The following is a 19,565-nucleotide window of genomic DNA, read 5'->3' as shown; positions in this document are numbered from 1 at the left end:
TGCCCGGTGCGGAACACAGGATCGTCAGGGCAGACGCCGCCCGGCATGCGGTCACGTCCGTCCACGAGGCCGCCTCCCGCCTGGTCCGCCTCCCGATTCCCTCGCACCTGTCCGCGTCAGCCCCTCGCACGGCCCCGCCCCGTCTGTCCCGCCCACTCCCGCCTCTTCCCGTCCGAAGGACGCTACCGATGTTCCGCTCCGCACTGCGTACTCTCGTCACCCACAGGCTCCGCTTCCTCCTTCCCGGTCTCGCTGTCGTGCTCGGCGTGGCCTTCGTGACGGGCTCGTTGCTCTACAGCCAGTCCGCCGCCGCGGCCCTGGACGGCGGTCGCGGCGGCGCACAGGCCGACGTCTCCGTCCGCATGGAGCCCGGGCACTCTTCCGGCGACGAGCGCACCCGCCTGGACGACACGCTGCTGCGTCAGCTGCGTGCCCTGCCCGGTGCCGCCGCCGCCCGCGGAAGTGTGGAGGGCAGCGCACACCTGGTCGGCGAGGACGGGGCTCTCGTGGGCGGACAGCAGCCGGCGACCGGGATCAACTGGGTCCCCGGGCGTGACGGCACCGACCCCCGCTACCCGCTGACCGCCGGGCACGGCCCCCGTACCGCGGGCGAGATAGCCGTCGACGAACGCGCCGCCGGACGCGCCGGGCACCGGGTCGGCGACCGGGTGCGCGTCGTCGTCGAAGGCAGCGCCCGCACGGTCCGGCTCGTCGGTGTCTTCGCCGCCCAGGACCCGCGTACGGCGACGGGCGGCACTCTCATGGCCTTCGACCCGCGCACCGCGCAGCGCCGGTTCGCGCCCGCGCCGGGCACCTACGCGCAGATCGGACTCACCGCCGCGCGCGGCACCTCGGACGCCGACCTGGCCGAACGCGCTGCCGCGATGCTGCCCGCCGGCGCCGACGTCAGCACCCGTGCCCAGAACGAGGCCGCCGCCTCCGCGCTCAACGGCGGGAACAAGCGCACCACTTTGCTGCTGGGTTTCGCCGGAGTGGCTCTCTTCGTCTCGACGTTCCTGATCGCCACCACGTTCACCATGCTCAGCGCGGCCCGCGCACGCGAACACGCGCTGCTGCGCGCCGTCGGTGCCACGCGCCGTCAGGTGACCGGGCAGGTGCTCACGGAAGCCTTCCTCGTCGGCACCGTCGCCTCCGCCCTCGGCTACGGGCTGGGGATCGGTGTCGCGGCGGTGTTGAACACGCTGTTCGGCGTCACCGGCAGCGGCGGCGGCCCCGCGGTGCCTCTGCGGCTGGACTCCGTCACCGCTCCCCTCGCGGCCTTCGGGGTCGGTATCGGCGTCACCGTGGTCTCGGCCTACCTTCCCGCCCGCCGCGCGGGCGCCGTGCCGCCACTCGCGGCGCTCCGCACGGGAGGTGAGGGGCAGGGCCCCGCGCCACTGCGCCGCCGCGGCATCGCCGGTACGGCCGTCACCGCGGCCGGCGTTGTTCTGCTCACCGTCGCGGCAAACGACCCCAACACGGTCTTCGTCGCCGCCCCCGTCCTTCTGCTGGGTCTCATCCTGCTCACTCCGCTGCTGGCTCTCGGCGTCACCGCACTCCTGCGTGTGCCGCTGACGCGCCTGGCGGGGGTGCGCGGCACCCTCGCTGTGGAGAACGCCCGCCGCAACCCGCGCCGCACAGCCGCGACCGTCACCACTTTGATGATCGGGCTCGCCATGGTCAGCGCACTGACCATGGCCATCACCGCGGTCGACCACCACGACGAGCGGGAGGCCGCCGCCCGGATGACCTCGGATCTGCGCATCACCGCTGTCGACTTCGGCGAGATCGGCCAGGACACCGCGGAACGGGTGTCGGAAGTGCCCGGGGCGAAGGCCGTCAGCCCGCTCGTCGGCGCCACTCTCCAGCCGGCCGACGGGCAGGATGCCCTGACCGTCACGGGCGTCGACCCCGGCGCCATCCGCAAGGTGGCTCCGCTGACCGTCCACGCGGGGTCCCTCGACCGTCTCGACGACGGCATCGCCGTCACCACCGACCTCGCGCGCGCACGCGGCTGGCGGTTGGGCACCCGCGTCACCGGCACCTTCGACGGCGCGGACACCCGGGCCTCCCTGCCCGTTGTCGCGCTGTACGACGGACCTGACGCCGTGACACCCGCGCTCGTGTCCGCGCACCGCCTGCCCGAACCCACCGTGGCCCAGGACAGTCCCCGCATCGACTCCGTGCTGGTCGATGCCGCACCGGGCCGCGTCGCCGCGCTGCGCACACAGATCCGCGAGACGCTCGACAACCCCGCGCTCCTCGTCCAGGACCGCGCCGACGTGCGGGCCGCGGCCTCCGCCGGTACAGCCCCCCTGCTGACGCAGGTGTACGCGCTCCTCAGCATCACCGTGGTCATCGGCTGCCTGGGTGTGGTCAACACCATGGGTATGGCCGTCCACGAACGTGTCCGGGAAATCGGGCTGTTGCGGGTCATCGGGTTCGACCGCAGCCGGGTCGGTCCGCTGCTGCGCCTCGAAGCACTGGTCATCGCGCTGCTCGGCTGCCTGCTCGGGCTGGGCGAAGGACTCGCCATCGGCACCGCGGCGGTACTCGGCCAGGGCGGGCTGACGCTCGTCGTGCCATGGTCCCAACTGGCCGCCTTCGTCGTCGCGACGGCCCTGATCGGCACGTGCGCCTCCGTCGTCCCCGCCCGTCGGGCCGCTCGTGTTCCGATGCTGCGCGCCACCACCGCCGAGTGAACGGCCCGGAATTCGCCGCGGTGTTTGTTGTGTAGGGCGGGCGCCGAGGTGGCACATGAGGTGGTGAAGTCACATGCTTCGGTGTCATGTTGGGGGCCCCGACATGACACCGGCGCGTGCGGGGTCCAGGCCCGTAGCGACAAGTGGGAGCCCGCAGAAATCGGCGCTGACGTGCGGACGCGGAAGCGGGAAGGGAGCCACCACAACGTGTGCACACCACCACCCGTGGAACTCCCGGTATTGCTCGGCCGTACTATCTCTATGGCCCAGCATGGTGTAGAAGTCACTGCACACTGTGGTGCGGCGGTGTCCGTGCCGCCGATGATGTGCCCCCGACTTCTCCAGCCCGCTCCCGGGCCCACTCACCGTCTCCCGATTGTGGAAAGGCAAACGCGATGACCGACACCACCACCCCCGCCGACCTCACGTCGCAGTACACCGAACGACTGACCGAAGACCTCGAACACAACACCAGTGAACAGGAGCGCCTCACCGCCGAGATCTCGGCAATGGAGGAGCGGTTGGCCGCTCTGAAGCGCGACCACACCATTCTGCTGAACATGCAGCAGGCTCTGGGGGCGACGGTGGAACCCACCGCGCCGAAGGACGCCGCTGCCGTGCCGTCCCCCCGCAAGAAGCCGGCCCGCGAGCCCGCCAAGCGCAAGCACACGCGCGCGGCGGCGACCACCGCGGCGAGCAGCAGCCCCGCCGGCACGGGAAAGACGGGCGCCGAGACGGGTAAGAAGAGCACCGACGCGGGCAAGAAGAGCGCCAACACCGAGGGCAAGAAGTCCGCACAGAACAAGAAATCTGCGCAGAAGGCGACACAGAAGCCCGCCCAGAAGTCGGCCCAGAAGCCGGCAAAGAAGCCTGCTGCGAAGTCGGCTCAGCCCACCCTGATCGAACTCGTCCGCGCCCACCTGGAGCAGCAGAGCGAGCCGCGCTCGGCGGCGGAAATCACCACGGCTCTCGACAAGGAGCACCCCGACCGCGCCGTGAAGACCACCGTCGTGCGGACCACTTTGGAGAACCTGGTGGCCAGGAATGCGGCCCAGCGCAACAAGCAGGGCAGCTCGGTCTTCTACACCACACTCACTCCGGGCACCTCCACGGCCGCGGCGTCCACCGGGGCTCAGAGCGGCGAGGACAAGGCCGCATAGAGAGGGCGAGGTGCGTTCGTCCCTGGAGGCACGCGCGGTATCACTCGGGGAGCGGTGTCACCCAGGGACACGGCCGGTCGTCGACGGCAGCCATGACTCGCTCCGGCGGGTCCGAGGCAGGCGCCACACACACGCCCATTGATGTGTGCGTCCGTACCGCGCGGCCCGAACGCGGGCTCGCGTACGGCAGTCGGCCCTTCCACCATCGGCGAGTCCGCTCAGGGCGCCGGCTGGCACCTCCTCCCCCGCCCCTCCACCACAACGATTCACGCCGAGCACGACGAGAGCGACGACTCCATGACCACGTGGACCACACGGACCGAGACCGCCGACGACATCGCCGCCATCCGCGACATCGTCCTGGCGGCGTTCCCCACGCCTCAGGAAGCCGACATCGTCGACGCCCTGCGCGCCGACCCGGAAGCGTGGATCGCCGGCCTGTCCACGGTCGCCACCGCTCCTGACGGCGCGCCGGTCGGACACGCACTGCTCACCCGCTGCCACGTGGACGGCCGGCCCGCCCTCGCGCTGGCCCCCTGTGCGGTGCTGCCGTCGTTCCAGCGCACCGGCGCCGGGTCCGCCGCCATCCGTGCCGCGCTCGACGCCGCAAGGGACATGGGGGAGAACCTCGTCGTCGTCCTGGGGCACGCCGACTACTACCCGCGGTTCGGTTTCACCCGCGCCTCCCGCTTCGGCATCCGCGCACCGTTCGAGGTGCCCGACGAGGCCATGATGGCCATGGCCCTCGACGAGGCCCGCGACCTGCCCGCCGGCACCATCCGCTACCCCGCCGCGTTCGGCGTCTGACGCGCCCGCGTCGGTGCCCTGCGGCTCGCTCCGGGGCACCGACGCGTGGTTGCGCTCCCGGAACCGGTGACGGGTGTGCCGAACTGGTCGGGCGCGGCTCCGCCACAGGGGCGCGGGGTGATGCGGTCACGGGCGTTGACGCTGACATCCGGTGTGGTTACGTTCCCACACGAGTCCCGCATGGGAACGATGCCAGCCTCTCGCGCGGTTGGCCGCCGCACCGTGGAGCCGACCCCGCACGCAGGAGCCCTCATGCATCACTCCCGCCTTGTGCCTCTTGCCGCCCTCGCGCTCGCCGTCACCACGACGGGGTGGTCGCCTGCCGCGCCGCCCGGGCCGCCCACCGCGTCCGCCACGCACATGCGCGGGCAGGGGCACATACGCGATCCCGGCAGCGTCTTTCCGACACCTCAGGTGACGCGGCAGCGCGACGACTTCGTCACCGTGACCAGGACCGTCACCGTGGTGACCGGACACGATCCGGACGCCCCCGCGCTGCGGGCCACCCGACAGGCGTTGCGGGCGGCCGGAGCGCAGCGCATCGTGACGGCCGAAACGGAACACACGGGACCCACGCAACACTCCGGCCGTAGTGGCGACCGTGCGGGCCAACTGACCGTCCGCCTGGGCGAAGACACGCGGGGTGGGCTGGGCAGCGAGGGGTACGCACTGACGATGGGCGGCGGTTCGCGGCACTCCGCTGGCCACATCGTCCTCGCGGGCCACGACGGCACCGGCACCTACTACGCCGCGCAGTCGCTGCGTCAGGTCCTGCCCGCGAGCCGGCACCCCGGCATCCGGGTGCGGGGGCTGACCATGCGGGACTGGCCGGCGACGCGGTCGCGCGGCGTCATCCAGGGTTTCTACGGCACCGCCTGGTCACAACGCGCCCAACTGGACCAGCTCGACTACTACGGCGCACACAAGTTGAACACCTACCTCTACTCGCCCAAGGACGACCCCTACCTGCGCGAACGGTGGCGCGACCCGTATCCGCGGCGGCGACTGGCGGACCTGGCGGAACTGGTCGAGAGGGCCGGAGCCCGGCACGTCGACTTCGGTTACGCCCTCTCCCCCGGCCTGTCCGTCTGCTACAGCTCCGCAGCCGACGCCAAGGCGCTCACCGAGAAGCTCGCCTCGATGTGGCGCATCGGCGTGCGCACCTTCGTCATCCCGCTGGACGACATCAGCTACACCGAGTGGAACTGTGCCGAGGACGGCGAGAGGTTCGGTACGGGCGGCGCGGCGGCCGCGAGAGCTCATGCCCATCTCGTCAACACGGTCGAGAAGGAGTTCATCGACACGCATCCCGGCGCGGCACCGTTGCAGATGGTACCGACCGAGTACGCGGGCACCGCTCCGAAACCGTACAAGAGGGAACTGGCCAGGCGGCTCTCCCCGGATGTGACCGTGCAGTGGACGGGCTCCGACGTCGTCTCACCGTCCGTGACAGCCGCGCAGGCCCGCAAGGCGCGCGCCACGTTCGGCCACCCGGTCGTGCTGTGGGACAACTACCCTGTCAACGACTACGCGACCGACCGGCTGCTCCTCGGCCCGTACACCGGCCGCGGCAAGGACGTGCCAGAACACCTCGAAGGCATCGTCGCCAACCCGATGATCCAGCCCTCCGCGTCCAAGATCGCGCTGGGAACGGTAGCCGACTACGCGTGGAACGCGCGCGCCTACCGGCCCCGTTCGTCGTGGACCGCCTCGCTGCGCGAACTGTCCGGTGGCGACGCGGGCGTGGAGCGCGCGCTGCGTGCTTTCGCCGACGTCAACCACTCCTCCGTCCTGGACAAGCGGCAGGGGCCGGGGCTGCGCACCGCTGTGCGCGACTACTGGCGCGACGAGCGGGCCGCGTCCGGCCTCGACGCGGCGCTCAAGCGGCTGCAAAACGCTCCGGCCGTCCTCGACAAGGGACTGCCCGACCGGCGTTTCCTGCGCGACGCCCGCCCGTGGCTCGATGCGGCCCGCGACTGGGCGCGTGCCGACCGCACCGCCCTGCGCATGCTGACCGCCGCACGCGACGGCGACGGCGAGCGTGCGTGGCAGCTGAGGCGCGAGTTGCCCCAGCTGGTCGAGCGGGCGGAGTCGCACAGGTACGTCGACATCGACGGCGAGCGGATTCCGGCGGTCGTCGGCGAAGGCGTACTGGACGTCTTCGCCGAGGACGCCGTCGCCGCGCACGACGTCCTGCTCGGCCGCACCCCTCGGCCCAAGGCGTCCACCGACATGGGCACCCACCAACAGCACACCCCGCTCCGCATGACCGACGGCAGCGACGACACCTGGTACTGGAACAAGGCCCCCATGGAGAAGGGCTCGTACGTCCGGATCGACCTGCGCGCTCCCCGTCCGCTCGGGCAGGTCCGGCTGGCGATGGGCGCACCGGACGCGCGGGACGACATCATCGGACGGGGCGTCCTGGAGCACTCCGCCGACGGTTCGCACTGGACGCGGTTCGCCTCCTTCCACGGCGAGCGGGAGGTGACCGCGCGCCCGCCCGAGGGAACCCGCGCCCGCTATGTCCGCGCACGCGCGGTGGCGGACCAGGACGCGCTGGTGGCGGTCCGCGCCTTCGAGGCCGACGGCGACCGGGGACGCGGCGGGCGGTGAGCGCGGTCCTCGCCGGCGGCCAGGCCGGCGCTCGCTGTCCGCGGCCGGCCGGTGTAACCCGACACCGACGGCAGCACACATGACCACGTCGACGGCGGCGGAGGGCAGTGCCGGCGCGGAAGTCCCGGGCGCTGGCGCGGCGGACGGCAGTGCCCGGCACGGGAGTCCCGGGGCACCCTGACGCGAGGCCGGCCGCGGAAGCGGGCTCACGTCGCCGCGCGCCTCCCGGCCTGCGCGCGTGCCCGCGTCGGCGTCTTCGGCTGCTCGGCGCGCAGCGACGCGACGTAGGTTCCGACCGTGCGTCCGGCGGCGTGGAACGGCTCAGGCGAGCGCAGTCCCCGGGCGAGGATGAACGCTCCTTCGAGGGCGGACAGCACGGCGAAGACGACGGTGCGGGAGTCCGTCTCGGCCAGCCCCCGCGCGGTGAAGTACCGGCTGCCCGCCTCGACCCAGGTGCCCATCACCTCCGCCGCGACCTCGCGCAGTTCGGGTTCCGTGTCGGCGGTCTCGGCTGTGACCGTGCCGACCGGGCACATGTTGGCCCAGCCCGTGCCGCGCATGTCCTCGGCGGCTTCGGCGAACAGCGCCTCGATCCCGGCCGCGAGATCGTCGTGTGCGTCGAGCAGCAGCGGCAGCAGTTGGATGTACGCGGCTCCGGTCCGCCGCAGCGCGGCCGCCGCGATCTCGCGCTTCCCCCCTTTGAAGTGGTGGTAGAGGGAGCCGGTGGGCGCGCCCGCCGCGCGGGCGAGCTGTTTGATGCCCGTGGCGGCGTAGCCCTGTTTGCGCAGCAGTTCCGCCATCGCCAGCGCGATCCGCTCGTCGGTGTCCATGCGTCCATGGTAGAACGGTCACTCTAGAGAGACCGTTCTACCGGGAGCTGCTATGCGCGAGGTCGAGGTACCTGCCGGTGTCATCGAGTACGAGACGGTGGGCTCGGGCCCACCGGTCGTCCTGCTCCACGGGCTGCTGATGAACCACACGGTGTGGGACCGTGTGCTGCCGCTGCTGCCGGGCGGATTCACCTACGTACGCCCCGTACTGCCGCTGGGATCCCACCGGAGGCCGATGAACCCGGACGCGGACCTGACCCTGCGCGGACAGGTCCGCATCGTCGCCGACTTCCTCGACGCTCTCGCTCTGGACGCGGTCACCCTGGTGCACTCCGACTGGGGCGGGGCGCTGTTCCTCACCGCCCACGGCCGGGACCGACGTGTCGCCCGACAGGTGATCCTCCCGTGCGAGGCGTTCGAAAACTTCCCGCCCGGCCTGCCCGGCAAGATGGTGACCCTCGTCGCCCGCGTCCCCGGCGGGCTGCGGTTCGCCGCCCGCCAACTGCGCGTCGGCGCTCTGCGCCGTCTGCCGATGCTGTTCGGACAGATGGCTCGCCGCCCGCTGCCGGACGGCCTGGTGCGCGGCTGGACCGAACCTCTCCTGCGGGAACCCGGCGTCCGGCGCGACCTTCTGGCCTACTGCCGCGGGGCCATGGACAGGGAGGAACTCGTACGCGACACCGAGGCGCTGCGCGGGTTCACGGGCGAGGCCCTCGTCTTGTGGTCGCCCGACAACCGCGTCATGCCGCCCGAGCACGGCCGCCGCCTGGCGCGGTTGCTGCCGGCCGGACAGTACGCCGAAGTGCCCGGCGCGCGCGTGCTGTCCATGCTGGACGAGCCCGAGAGCGTGGCGCGTGAGGTCGGCCGCTTCCTCACCTCTCCCCCGGCCCGCTAGCCGACCGGTGGCCGGCCGGGAGCCGGCCGGCAGCCGATCCGCAGCCGGCCGGAGAGCGTCGGTGGGCGAATCCGAGAGCCGTACGCCTGTGAGGTTTACACGACAGCATGGCGGATAGAAGGCTGACCACGTGCTTGGGAGGACAGGCACATCCGCGGGAGGCGACCGTTCACGGCGCCCCGGGTGTGTCACCCGAGCCGCTGCTCCCGCGGTGGTCCACGTGTCAGCGACACCGCAAGGAGGCAGTTTCCATGTCTGCCGTTCGGTACCGTCCCCAGCGAGCCCGCCACAGCCACAACGACGCCCCCGACACCGCCGAGGACTTCCAGCGCCTGGCCACCCTCCCGCACGGGCCGCAGCGGGAGGAGTTGAGCGCGCGGCTGGTGGAGGCGTGGCTGCCGATGGCGCGGAGGCTGGCCGCCAAGTACCGCAACCGCGGCGAGAACCTCGAAGACCTGGAACAGGTGGCGGCCCTCGGTCTGGTCAAGGCCATCGACCGCTACGACCCCGCGCAGGGCACCCCGTTCGTCCCGTTCGCCGTGCCCACCATCACCGGTGAGATCCGCCGCCACTTCCGCGACCACACCTGGGACGTCCACGTTCCGCGCCGCGTGCAGGAGATGCGCAACAAGGTGCGCGCCGCGGTCCGCGAGCTGACCACGGCGGCGGACGACCACATGCCCTCGGCCGAACGGATCGCCGAGCACACCGGTCTCACTCAGGAAGAGGTGGCCACCGGCCTGGAGGCCATGGACAGCTTCCGCAGCCTCTCGCTGGACGCGGCCACCACCGGCTCGGACGACGGGTTCTCCCTGGCCGACACGCTCGGCAGCAAGGAAGCCGGCTTCGACACCGTGGTCTCCCGCGAGGCGGTCAAGCCGTGCCTGCGGGCGCTGCCCGAGCGGGAACGCAAGGTGCTCTACCTGCGCTACTTCCGCGACATGACCCAGTCGCGGATCGGCAAGGAGCTCGGCATCTCGCAGATGCACGTCTCCCGCCTGCTGTCCAAGAGCTGCGACCGCGTCCGCCGCCAGGTCGAACACGGACGCCCTGCCACACGCGCTCACCCGGCCTGACCGCGAGCGCCTCACCCGTCGCGACGGGTGAGGCGCTTGGTGCAGTATGGGGTGGGCGGCGACCGCCCGGGGACCATCCGGGCCGGTCGATGGTCCGGACGGGCAGAGGCCAGTCGGCAGAGAGGGGCAGCGGTATGGATCCAGCGCGACTCCGCCGCGCGGTCGAGGCGGGCTGGGCGACGGCTGCGGGGCTGGGCCTTCAGGTCGACGATGCGAGTGTCGTCCACGACTCGGACCGCGTGGCGCTGCGTCTGGCCCCCTGCGAGGTCCTCGCTCGGGTCGCACCGCTCGGGCATCTGGCCGATTCCGAGTTCGAGGTGGAGGTCGCCCGCCGTCTCGCCGCCGTCGACGCTCCGGTGGCTGAGCTCGAGCCCCGGGTCGAGCCCCGAGTCCACGTGCGCGATGACTTCGCCGTCTCCCTGTGGACCTACTACGCGCCCGTGGGACCGGCGCTCGCGCCGGCCGACTACGCAGAGGTGTTCCTGCGGCACCACGCTGCCCTGCGCCGGCTCGATCTGGAGGCACCGCACTTCACCGCCCGGGTCGCCGCGGCGCTGAGGCAGGTGAACGACCGGGAGAGGTCTCCCGAGCTGTCCGATCGAGACCGGGAACTCGTCAGCGACACACTCGGTGGGCTGAGCAGCGCGTTCGGCGATGACAGAGCCGGCGACCAGCTGCTGCACGGCGAGCCTCATCCGGGCAACGTCCTCAACACCGGGAGAGGGCCGCTTTTCGTGGACCTCGGCACGTGCTGCCGCGGGCCGGTCGAGTTCGACCTCGCGCACGCGCCCGAAGAAGTGGGAGAGCACTACCCGGGGGCTGACCACGCTCTCATCCACCGGTTCCGCGCCGTGAACTGGGCGATGTTCACGGCCTGGCGCTGGCGCGAAGACGACCGGATGCCTGACCGGGGCCGCTGGAGAGTGGAGGGGCTCAACCGGGTTCGGGCCGCGCTCGAGCGCTGCGGACGGGGCTGAACCGGAGCCGGGATCGCGGCTGTGGCTCAGCCCCGTGGCCGTTCCTCGTGCGGGGGTCCCAGCGCCCGGCGCCCCGCGGCGTCCCACGGCGTCCCGGGCGCGGACGGCGGCGGGAGGGCGGGGTGAAGGGGCGGCGCGGGGAGAAGGGGCGCTGTAGCTCAGGCCGCCTTCCGGGCTCTCGCCCGGTGCGCCGACGCGAGGTCGGCGAAGCGGCGGCCGCTGCTCTTGATCGTGCGGCGCTGCGTCGGGTAGTCGACGTGCACGAGACCGAACCGCTGCGCGTAGCCGTACGCCCACTCGAAGTTGTCCAGCAGCGACCAGGCGAAGTACCCGGCCAGCGGCACGCCCTCGCGGACGGCACGGCCGCAGGCTGCCAGGTGCTCCTCCAGGTAGCGGACGCGTTCGGGGTCGTGGACGTGGCCGTCAGGGCCGACGGTGTCGGGGTAGGCGGCGCCGTTCTCTGTCACGTAGAGGCAGCGGGCGCCGTAGTCGTCCGTCATCCGGCGCAGTGTCCTGGTGAGCCCTTCGGCGTGCACCTCCCAGCCCATGCCGGTCACCCGCGCCCCCGCCGGCAGTGCGGCGGGCCGCGCCCGGGGGAAGGGACCTTCCGGGTCGTCGCGCAGGACGTTGCGGAAGTAGTAGTTGAGGCCGAGCCAGTCCAGCGGGGCAGCGATGGTCTCCAGGTCGCCGTCGCGGGCGGGCGGCTCGGTGCCGTACAGCTCGATCATGTCGGCGGGGTAGCCGCGGCCGTGTACGGGATCCATCCACCAGCGGTTGACGTGTCCGTCGGAGCGCCGCGCGGCGGCGACGTCGGCCGGGTCTTCGGAGGCGGGTTCGCAGTGGGTGAGGTTGTTGACCAGGCCGACGCGGGCGCCGGGCGCGTGGGCGCGCAGCGCCTGGACCGCGTACCCGTGGCCCAGGTGCAGGTGGAAGGAGGCGCGTACGGCGGCGGTCATGTCCGTGAGCCCGGGCGCCATCCGGCCCTCGTAGTGCCCGATCCAGGCCGAGCACAGCGGCTCGTTGAGGGTGGCCCAGTGCTGGATGCGGTCGCCGAGCCGGGCGGCGACGACCGCGGCGTACTCCCCGAACCGTTCGGCTGTCTCCCGCGCGGGCCAGCCGCCCCGGTCCTGGAGGATCTGCGGCAGGTCCCAGTGGTAGAGGGTGGCGAAGGGGGTGATGCCCGCCTCCAGCAGGGCGTCGGTCAGCCGGTCGTAGAAGCCCAGGCCCCGCTCGTTGACCTGGCCGCCGCCGTCGGGCAGCACCCGTGGCCACGCGAGGGAGAAACGGTAGGCGTCGAGGCCCAGCTCGCGCATGAGTGCCAGGTCCTCGGGCCAGCGGTGGTAGTGGTCGCAGGCCACGTCTCCGGTGTCGCCGCCGTCCACCTTGCCCGGGGTGTGGCTGAAGGTGTCCCAGATGGAGGGCGAGCGGCCGTCCTCGGCGACCGCGCCCTCGACCTGGTACGCGGCGGTCGCGGCGCCCCACACGAAGTCGTCGGGCAGGTCGGCGGTGCTCTCGTGCGGCCGGCCGGGGGAAGGGGCGGGGGCGGGCGGTGCGCAGCGGTGCGTGTCGGACACGGAGATCCTTTCGCGGGGAACAGCGGGGTCGCCCGGCACGGGGCGCCCCGACCCGGCGGCTGAGGTCACTTGACGGAGCCGGCGGTCAGGCCGGCGACGAGGTAGCGCTGGAGGAGCAGGAATCCGGCGACGATGGGCACGCTGACCACGAGGGAGGCGGCCATGACCTGGTTCCAGTAGACCTCGGTCTGCGTGGAGTAGCCCTGGAGGCCGATGGAGAGGGTGCGGGTGACGTCGTTGGTCATCACCGAGGCGAACAGCACCTCGCCCCAGGCGGTCATGAACGCGTAGATGCCCACGGCGACGATGCCGGGGGTGGCGGCGGGCACGAGGACGCGGAAGAGTGCCCCGAGTGCTCCGCACCCGTCCACCTGTGCGGCCTCGTCCAGATCGCGGGGGATGGAGTCGAAGTAGCCGGCCAGCATCCAGATGGACAGCGGCAGGGTGAAGGTCATGTAGGTGAGGATCAGTGCGCCGCGTGAGCCGTAGAGGGCGATGCCGGTGGCGTTGCCGATGTTGACGAACAGCAGGAACAGCGGCAGCAGGAAGAGGATGCCGGGGAACATCTGCGTGGAGAGCACCGTCACGGTGAACACGCGCTTGCCCCGGAAGCGGTAGCGGCTGACGGCGTAGGCGGCGAAGGTCGCCACGACCACCGAGCACAGTGTCGCGGCGGCGGAGACGATGAAGGAGTTGAGGAAGTACCGGCCCAGCGGCACCGTCTCCCAGATGTCCAGGTAGGGGCGGATCGTCAGGTGGGCGGGGATCCAGCGGAAAGAGCCCGTCACGTCCTGGAGCGGTTTGAGAGAGCTGCTGAGCATCACGTAGAGCGGGGTGGCGGCGAAGACGGCCAGCAGCGTCAGCAGGATCCGCCGGGTCCACAGGAAGGAGACGGGCGCCGCCATCGGGCTGCGCGCCGCACCGGCACGCCCCGTGCGGCGGGCGCTGCCGGCCGTACGGCGGGCGCGGCGGCCGAGCCGATCGGGTGCGGCGCCGCGGGTGGAATCAGCCACGGCGCCGCGGGTGGACGCGGCCGGGGCGGCGGACGCGGTGCGGGTGGCGGACGCGGGGGTCGGGACGCCCTCAGACATGGGCCCTCTTCCTTCGCCTGGTACCGCCGGCCCGGGTGGTGCCCGGGGCACGTTCCCTGGTCAGCAGCAGATAGGCCGCCGTGACCAGCAGCAGGAACAGCAGCAGCAGGACGGACATCGCCGAGCCGGCACCGAAGTCCCAGGTGGCGAAGGACGACTGGTAGATGTGCAGGGAGATCAGGTCGGCCGACTCGGGAGCCGACTTGCCGAACAGCACGAAGGGGACGTTGAAGTCGTTGAACGTCCACAGGAACAGCACCAGGACCAGGACCTGGTTGACCGGCCGCAGCGCGGGCAGTGTGATGTGCCGGATCTGCCGCCACATCCCGGCGCCGTCGATCGCGGACGCCTCGTAGACGTCCCGTGGGATGTTCTGCAGGGCGGCCGTCAGCATCAGGAAGGCGAACGGCCAGGTCCGCCAGACCGAGACGACGACCAGGGAGAAGAAGCTGTTGTCGCCCACGAGCCAGAAGGGCGGCGCGTCGGTGAGCCCGAGTTGGTCGTGCAGCACGTGGTTGACCAGCCCGTTGTCCCGCTGGAGCAGGAACGACCAGGTGATGACGGCCGCGTAGACGGGCAGCGCGTACGGCGTGAGGAACAGCGCGCGCAGCAGCCCCCGGCCGCGGAAGGTGTCCTGCATCAGGATCGCCGCGGTGGCGCCCAGCAGCCAGGCGAGTCCGACGGCGAGCACGGTGAAGGCACAGGTGATGGCGAAGGAGCTCAGCAGTGCCTCACCCACGGGGGCGTTGACGTCCACGGCGATGTGGAAGTTGTCCAGGCCTGCCCAGGGCGCCGCGCCCCAGTTGCGGATGTACTCCTGGGTCAGGTCCCGGAACGCCATGGTGATGCCGGTGACCATCGGCACGATGTGCACCAGCAGTTCGAGCACCAGCGCCGGTACGAGCAGCAGGTAGGGCAGCCCGGCGTGGCGCACCCGGTCGCGCAGCGCGGACGCGCCGCGTCCCGCTGACGGCGGCGATGGCGGCGGCGATGGCGATGGCGGCACGGACGCGTGACCCGGGCTCGCCGGGGCGTCCCGCGGCGCGTCCTTCGCCGCGCCGGCGGGCGCGGGAGGAGGGACGGCCGAGGCCGCGGGGTCCGGCGCCGGCGCGGCGGTGGAGGGGTGGTCTCCGCGGGTCACGGCGGCGTCACTTCCGCATCTGCTGCTGGGCCTTGGCGAGCCGCTCGCGCACGGAGTCTGTGGTGACCTTCTGGCCCGCGGCCGCCTGCGCGAACAGCTCCTTCATTGCGGTGCCGACCAGCGTCTCGAACTTCGACTCGTCGGGCACCTGCGGCAGCGGTGCGGCGCTGTCGGCGAGCACGGAGCGCATCACCTTCTCGTCCTTGTCGCGGGGCGCCGCCTTCTGCGCGGCCCGTACCGGGGACAGGGACCCGTAGGTGGTGTTGAGTTTGTGCTGCTCGGTGTTGGAGGTCATGAACTTCACGAACTTCAGCGCACCGTCGATGTTGTCGGTGTTCTTGAAGACGGCCAGGTTGATGCCCGCGACCATGGACGTGGTGCCCCGGTCGCCGGTGTCGGAGGCCGACTGCACGGGAACGGGGGCGACGCCGTAGTCGTCCGGCTTCATGCCGTTGCCCAGCAGCTGGGAGCGGGCGGCCTGCCACAGCAGCATCCCGGCCTTGCCCTTGGCGAAGTCGCGCACCGACTGGCGGGCCGCGTACTCGGCGTTGCCCTTCGCGGAGATCCGGTCCTGGGCGAGGAAGTCCACGTACTGCTTGACGGCCTTGACGTTGCCCGGCTTGTCGAAGGTCGCCTTGCCCGAGGCGTCGAAGAAGTCGGCTCCGTGCTGCTTGCCGAACACGAAGGCGTGGTGGGCGTTCTCGACCGGGTCGCCGGCTTCCAGCGCGAGCCCGTAGTGGCCGTCGCCCGTCAGCTTCTTGCCCGCGGCGACCAGTTCCTTCCAGGTCTCGGGCGGCTCGTCGATACCGGCCTGCCGGAACATCTTCTTGTTGTAGTAGAGCGCGTAGGTCAGCGAGTAGAGCGGCACGGCGGCAGGCGGCTTGCCCTCGGCGCCGGTCGCGGCGAGCGCGGAGGGGCTGAACCGGTTCTTGCCGCCGATCTTCGCCATGTTCTTGTCGTCGAAGGGCAGCAGCGCGTCGCTCTTCTGAAGCGACGAGGACCAGGTGTTGCCGATGTTGAGGACGTCGGGGCCCTGCCCGGAGGAGGCGGCGGCAAGGATGCGGTCGAGCAGACTCGACCAGGGGATGACCTCCAGTTTGACCTTGATCCCGGTCTGCTTCTCGAACTTGGCCAGCTCCGGTTTCAGGATCTTCTTGTCTTCCTGGAGGCTGGACGCCTGGTTGGTCGCCCAGTACGTCAGCTCCTTGGGTTTGTCGTTGCTGCCCGCGCCGTCGGTGGTCGTCCCTCCTCCGCAACCGGAGGCGAGCGCGGCTGTCAGTGCGGTGGTGAGCGCGGCGGCTGCCGCCGTACGGAATCTGCGCATGAGCCTGTGGCACCTCCGGGAGGCGTGGGGAAGCGTCGAGCGTCAACGCCGGGGGCGTTAACCCCCTGAAGGCGACTCGCACTTAACTTGGAGCGTGAGTTAAGTAGTGAAAGAATTACCCGTCAAGACATCGCGCACGGGTAAGTTGCCCCGCGGACCGCGCGGCCGGCGCCGGAGACGGGCGCGGACCGGCAGCGGCGAGCCGTGGCGCGGGCCGCCGCGAGGAGGGAGCCAGATGACCGGCGAGAAACGACGGACGGTGCGCGACCTGCGCCGCACCAACCGCGCCACCCTGCTGCGCCGTCTCTACTTCGACGGGCCGCTCAGCCGCCAGGAGTTGGGCCCCGCCACCGGCCTCAGCTCCGCCTCGGTCTCGAACGTCACCGCCGAACTCCTCGCCGAGGGACTGCTGGAGGAGGCCGGCTCGGTCGACTCCGACGGTGGCAGGCCGCGCACCCTGCTGCGGGTCGCCCCGGCAGCCGGGACGCTCATCGGAGTGGACGTCGGAGAGACCAGGGTGCGCGTTGAACTCTTTGATCTGGCACTGACCGAAAGGGCCCGCGCCGAATACCCGCTGCGCGAGGGCGGACACGCGATGGCGCACGTGCTGCGGCTGATCGCGGACGGGCTCACCGCCGTACGCGCGGAGGCCGCGCGGGCCGGGGTCCCGGGGGCCGCCGCGCCGCTGGGGATCGGCGTCGGCGTGCCCGGCATCGTCGAGCAGGACCCGGAGCGCTCGGGTGCCGTCGTGCACGGCCAGACGGTCGGCTGGGACGCGGTGCCGCTGGAGGCGCGGCTACGCGCGCAGGCGGGGCTCCCGGCGCGAACGCCGCTGTTCGTCTCGAACGGCGCCAAGACCCTCGGTCAGGCCGAGATGTGGTTCGGTGCCGGGCAGGGTGTGCGGAACGCGGTGGTCGCGCTGATCGGCTCCGGGGTCGGCTCCTGCGTCATCACCGACGGCAGCGCCTACGGCACCGCGTCCCGCGGCGCCGCCGAGTGGGGACACACCACCGTGCACCTGGACGGGCGGCGCTGCCGGTGCGGTGCCCGCGGCTGCCTGGAGGCGTACGTCGGCGCCTCCGCCGTGCTGGAGCGCTGGCGCGCCGCGGGTGGCACGCCGGTGGGCGACGAGGAGAGCGGGCTGGCCGATCTCGTCGCTTCGGCGGATCCGAGCGCCGAGACGGTCCTCGCCGAGACGGCCCGCTTCCTCGGGGCGGGCATCGCCGACCTGGTCAACCTCTTCAGCCCCGAACGCATCGTCCTCGCCGGCTGGGCCGGACTACTGCTGGGCAGCCGCATCCTGCCCGCTGTGCGCGCGGCCACCGAGGAGCGCGCGCTGCACCACCCGGCGGCCCGCACCACGATCGAGCTGGGCCGCCTCGGCCCGGACGCGGTCACCGTCGGCGCCGCCACCCTTCCCCTGACCCGCTTCCTCGACGCGGGCGGCCGCGCGCCGGAATCCGCTCCCCCGCCGGCGCTGGGGGCACCGAACGCCCGGGCCAGGTAGGGCGATCCGCTCAGCGGAGCCGCGGCCTCGCCTCAGGAGAGCTCATCCGGGGCAGAGGTGCCCCGGGGCAGTTTCTCCAGCGCCTCCCGCAGGCCCGGCACGTCGTCGGGGTTCTCGGGCAGTTCGGCGGGGGCGTCGGCGACCCGAGTGAAGGAGGTGCTGCCGAACTCGCCGTTCCAGTTCACCCGCATGCTCTTGGGGTCCGCGTACTCGATGGCGCCCTTGTCACGCCCTTCATCCGTGTCCCCGGCGCACTGGAGGGCCACCTCGGTGACCGACCCTGCGGTGGTGACCTGACCGTCGCACAGCCCGTTGCTGCCCTTGTCCCACTGCATCAGAGCGCTGTCCCCGACGATGATCAGCGTGTAGTCCTGACCCATCGGACGCGCGGACCACACCCCTGACAGCTCGGCGCCGTCCGCGGGGTTCTCCGGCTGGGAACGCCCGGTCTTCTTCTCCCCGCCCCCGGCAGGCTCCTCGTCACTGCCGCAGCCGCCCACCAGCAGCGCCAACGCCACCGCCACAACGGCCGCCGCCCCCGCCCTACGCCCCGTCATCAGCACGCCCCTTCCCGACGAATGCCCTCATGTGCCTTCACGAGAAGGACAACCTAGCGGACCTCACCTCCCCTCACGACAGACATCGGCGTAGTCGGGGAGGGTGAGCGCCGTGGTGGCGGCCCAGCCCTGGTCGTCGGGGAGGCGGGCCGGGTCCCGCAGTGCGCGGTTGCGCTGTGCCAGTTCCTCGGCGGTGCCGGGAAGGACGTGGGCGCCTCCGGTGGTCGCGAGCGCCTGGTTCAGCTCGACGAACGCACGTGTGCGCTCCTCGTACGCCTCGAAGGCGGTCGAGTGGTCGGCCCGGGCGGCCAGTTCGCCTGCGAGGACGTAGGCACCGACCAGCGCGATGCTGGAGCCCTGGCCCGAGAGGAACGACGGAGCATGGGCGGCGTCGCCGGCGAGGGCGACCCGTCCGCTGGACCAGCGGGGCAGGTGGATCTGGCTGATGACGTCGAAGAACAGGTCGTCGGCGCGCCGCATGGCGGCGACCATGCGCGGAATCTCCCACGCGTCCTGGGAGAAGACGTCGGCCACCAGGTCACGCTGGGCCTCGGGGTCGCGGAAGGCGTCGAAGGGCGGTTCGGGGCGGGCGAAGTTGAGGAACGCGTGCACGTGGTCGCCGTCGCCGACGGCGTAGAGAGCCGCGCCCCTGCCCGGGACGTTCCACATCAGGGCCTCGTGGGAGAGCGCGAAGTGGTTGGGCATGGTGAAACCGGCGAAGCAGTTGCCGAGATAGCGGTGGTACTGCTCCTCGGGGCCGAAGGCCAGGCCCCTGGTGTGGGAGTGCAGTCCGTCGGCGCCGATGACGAGGTCGAAGGTCCGCTGCGCGCCGCTGTCGAAGGTCACGTCCACACCGCCGTCGTGGTCGTGGAGGGCGGTGATCCAGTCGCCGAAGAGGAACTCGACGTCTCCCCGGACGGCGTCGTAGAGGGCCTCGGCGAGGTCCCCGCGGCGGACTTCGAGGTCGCGGCCCTCGACACCGCCGGTGATGACCTCCGGCCTGACCGATCCGACGCGGTCGCCGTCGGCGTCGACGAAGGTGATGCTGCGGCTGTCGACATGCGCGGCGCGCAGGCGCGGGAGCAGGCCCATGCGGTTGACCACTTCCAGCGCGGTGCCGCGGATGTCGACGGGGTATCCCCCGACACGTACCGTCTCGGCCTTCTCCACCACCGTGACGGCGAAGCCGTAATGGTGGAGCCAGTAGGCGAGCGAGGGTCCTGCGATGCTGGCGCCGGAGATCAGGACCGTGCGTGCGGGTGCCGTGCCCATGGGTGCTCCCTTCCCGGCCGGACCTGGACGAGCGCC

At 71.9% G+C, this 19,565-nt stretch carries 15 protein-coding genes; 8 read left to right on the top strand and 7 right to left on the bottom strand.

Translation table 11 applies throughout. From position 1 onward, the window contains the following. The first annotated feature begins 188 nt into the window (after positions 1-188). The 4 genes from MMF93_RS32015 (at position 189) to MMF93_RS32000 (ending at position 7,285) form a co-directional block, all read left to right on the top strand. Positions 189-2,702 (top strand): ABC transporter permease, encoded by a 2,514-nt coding sequence (locus tag MMF93_RS32015; RefSeq protein ID WP_242756689.1) that lies wholly within the window; start codon positions 189-191, stop codon positions 2,700-2,702. A gap of 395 nt (positions 2,703-3,097) precedes the next feature. Continuing rightward, the gene (locus MMF93_RS32010; RefSeq protein WP_242756687.1) at positions 3,098-3,862 is read left to right on the top strand and encodes a hypothetical protein; all 765 of its coding nucleotides are present in this window, start codon (positions 3,098-3,100) and stop codon (positions 3,860-3,862) included. 297 nt (positions 3,863-4,159) lie between these two features. Beyond that, complete coding sequence (locus tag MMF93_RS32005) at positions 4,160-4,669, top strand: GNAT family N-acetyltransferase (RefSeq protein WP_242757879.1); 510 nt, start codon at positions 4,160-4,162, stop codon at positions 4,667-4,669. A gap of 252 nt (positions 4,670-4,921) precedes the next feature. Continuing rightward, positions 4,922-7,285 (top strand): glycoside hydrolase family 84 protein, encoded by a 2,364-nt coding sequence (locus MMF93_RS32000; protein ID WP_242756685.1) that lies wholly within the window; start codon positions 4,922-4,924, stop codon positions 7,283-7,285. Positions 7,286-7,491: 206 nt separating this feature from the next. On the opposite strand, the gene MMF93_RS31995 is transcribed toward MMF93_RS32000, so the two are convergent. After that, positions 7,492-8,115 carry a TetR/AcrR family transcriptional regulator gene (locus tag MMF93_RS31995; RefSeq protein ID WP_242756683.1) on the bottom strand — a complete coding sequence of 208 codons (624 nt, stop codon included), beginning with the start codon at positions 8,113-8,115 and terminating at the stop codon, positions 7,492-7,494. A 52-nt stretch (positions 8,116-8,167) separates the two neighbouring features. On the opposite strand from MMF93_RS31995, the gene MMF93_RS31990 reads away from it, so the two are divergent. The 3 genes from MMF93_RS31990 to MMF93_RS31980 all read left to right on the top strand — a co-directional run bounded on the left by MMF93_RS31990 (position 8,168) and on the right by MMF93_RS31980 (position 11,063). Beyond that, on the top strand, positions 8,168-9,010 hold the full coding sequence (locus tag MMF93_RS31990) for an alpha/beta fold hydrolase (protein WP_242756681.1): 843 nt from the start codon (positions 8,168-8,170) through the stop codon (positions 9,008-9,010). 251 nt (positions 9,011-9,261) lie between these two features. Continuing rightward, the gene (locus MMF93_RS31985) at positions 9,262-10,086 is read left to right on the top strand and encodes a SigB/SigF/SigG family RNA polymerase sigma factor (protein ID WP_242756679.1); all 825 of its coding nucleotides are present in this window, start codon (positions 9,262-9,264) and stop codon (positions 10,084-10,086) included. 134 nt (positions 10,087-10,220) lie between these two features. Continuing rightward, positions 10,221-11,063 carry a phosphotransferase gene (locus tag MMF93_RS31980; RefSeq protein WP_242756677.1) on the top strand — a complete coding sequence of 281 codons (843 nt, stop codon included), beginning with the start codon at positions 10,221-10,223 and terminating at the stop codon, positions 11,061-11,063. A gap of 158 nt (positions 11,064-11,221) precedes the next feature. Here MMF93_RS31980 and MMF93_RS31975 read toward each other — a convergent pair whose 3' ends face one another. The 4 genes from MMF93_RS31975 to MMF93_RS31960 all read right to left on the bottom strand — a co-directional run bounded on the left by MMF93_RS31975 (position 11,222) and on the right by MMF93_RS31960 (position 16,193). Beyond that, the gene (locus tag MMF93_RS31975) at positions 11,222-12,562 is read right to left on the bottom strand and encodes a GH1 family beta-glucosidase (RefSeq protein WP_242757878.1); all 1,341 of its coding nucleotides are present in this window, start codon (positions 12,560-12,562) and stop codon (positions 11,222-11,224) included. A 140-nt stretch (positions 12,563-12,702) separates the two neighbouring features. Further along, positions 12,703-13,542 (bottom strand): carbohydrate ABC transporter permease, encoded by an 840-nt coding sequence (locus tag MMF93_RS31970; protein ID WP_114016592.1) that lies wholly within the window; start codon positions 13,540-13,542, stop codon positions 12,703-12,705. A 178-nt stretch (positions 13,543-13,720) separates the two neighbouring features. Continuing rightward, complete coding sequence (locus MMF93_RS31965; protein WP_242756675.1) at positions 13,721-14,734, bottom strand: carbohydrate ABC transporter permease; 1,014 nt, start codon at positions 14,732-14,734, stop codon at positions 13,721-13,723. Between the two features lie 142 nt (positions 14,735-14,876). Beyond that, the gene (locus tag MMF93_RS31960) at positions 14,877-16,193 is read right to left on the bottom strand and encodes an ABC transporter substrate-binding protein (RefSeq protein WP_242756673.1); all 1,317 of its coding nucleotides are present in this window, start codon (positions 16,191-16,193) and stop codon (positions 14,877-14,879) included. Positions 16,194-16,428: 235 nt separating this feature from the next. On the opposite strand from MMF93_RS31960, the gene MMF93_RS31955 reads away from it, so the two are divergent. Continuing rightward, positions 16,429-17,700, top strand: a complete 1,272-nt coding sequence (locus MMF93_RS31955) for an ROK family protein (RefSeq protein ID WP_242756671.1) — start codon at positions 16,429-16,431, stop codon at positions 17,698-17,700. Between the two features lie 32 nt (positions 17,701-17,732). On the opposite strand, the gene MMF93_RS31950 is transcribed toward MMF93_RS31955, so the two are convergent. Both MMF93_RS31950 and MMF93_RS31945 read right to left on the bottom strand, forming a co-directional pair. Beyond that, positions 17,733-18,257 carry a hypothetical protein gene (locus tag MMF93_RS31950; RefSeq protein ID WP_242756669.1) on the bottom strand — a complete coding sequence of 175 codons (525 nt, stop codon included), beginning with the start codon at positions 18,255-18,257 and terminating at the stop codon, positions 17,733-17,735. Between the two features lie 63 nt (positions 18,258-18,320). After that, a complete protein-coding gene (locus MMF93_RS31945; RefSeq protein WP_242756667.1) occupies positions 18,321-19,529 on the bottom strand; it encodes an FAD-dependent monooxygenase in 1,209 nt (402 codons plus the stop codon). Positions 19,530-19,565 lie beyond the last annotated feature (36 nt).

The organism is Streptomyces tubbatahanensis (assembly GCF_022699385.1).
Taxonomy (GTDB): Bacteria; Actinomycetota; Actinomycetes; order Streptomycetales; family Streptomycetaceae; genus Streptomyces; species Streptomyces diacarni.
Note: the sequence above shows the minus strand (reverse complement) of the source record. Positions and strands in the feature narration are given on the sequence as shown.

What these genes read in the sequence shown, in the direction of transcription:
- MMF93_RS32015 (WP_242756689.1), top strand. Translation starts at nt 189, where the DNA reads ATGTTCCGCTCCGCACTGCGTACTCTCGTCACCCACAGGCTCCGCTTC.
- MMF93_RS32005 (WP_242757879.1), top strand. Translation starts at nt 4,160, where the DNA reads ATGACCACGTGGACCACACGGACCGAGACCGCCGACGACATCGCCGCC.
- MMF93_RS31945 (WP_242756667.1), bottom strand. Translation starts at nt 19,529, where the DNA reads ATGGGCACGGCACCCGCACGCACGGTCCTGATCTCCGGCGCCAGCATC.
- MMF93_RS32000 (WP_242756685.1), top strand. Translation starts at nt 4,922, where the DNA reads ATGCATCACTCCCGCCTTGTGCCTCTTGCCGCCCTCGCGCTCGCCGTC.
- MMF93_RS31955 (WP_242756671.1), top strand. Translation starts at nt 16,429, where the DNA reads ATGACCGGCGAGAAACGACGGACGGTGCGCGACCTGCGCCGCACCAAC.
- MMF93_RS31980 (WP_242756677.1), top strand. Translation starts at nt 10,221, where the DNA reads ATGGATCCAGCGCGACTCCGCCGCGCGGTCGAGGCGGGCTGGGCGACG.
- MMF93_RS31995 (WP_242756683.1), bottom strand. Translation starts at nt 8,115, where the DNA reads ATGGACACCGACGAGCGGATCGCGCTGGCGATGGCGGAACTGCTGCGC.
- MMF93_RS32010 (WP_242756687.1), top strand. Translation starts at nt 3,098, where the DNA reads ATGACCGACACCACCACCCCCGCCGACCTCACGTCGCAGTACACCGAA.
- MMF93_RS31970 (WP_114016592.1), bottom strand. Translation starts at nt 13,542, where the DNA reads ATGGCGGCGCCCGTCTCCTTCCTGTGGACCCGGCGGATCCTGCTGACG.
- MMF93_RS31990 (WP_242756681.1), top strand. Translation starts at nt 8,168, where the DNA reads ATGCGCGAGGTCGAGGTACCTGCCGGTGTCATCGAGTACGAGACGGTG.
- MMF93_RS31985 (WP_242756679.1), top strand. Translation starts at nt 9,262, where the DNA reads ATGTCTGCCGTTCGGTACCGTCCCCAGCGAGCCCGCCACAGCCACAAC.
- MMF93_RS31950 (WP_242756669.1), bottom strand. Translation starts at nt 18,257, where the DNA reads ATGACGGGGCGTAGGGCGGGGGCGGCGGCCGTTGTGGCGGTGGCGTTG.
- MMF93_RS31960 (WP_242756673.1), bottom strand. Translation starts at nt 16,193, where the DNA reads ATGCGCAGATTCCGTACGGCGGCAGCCGCCGCGCTCACCACCGCACTG.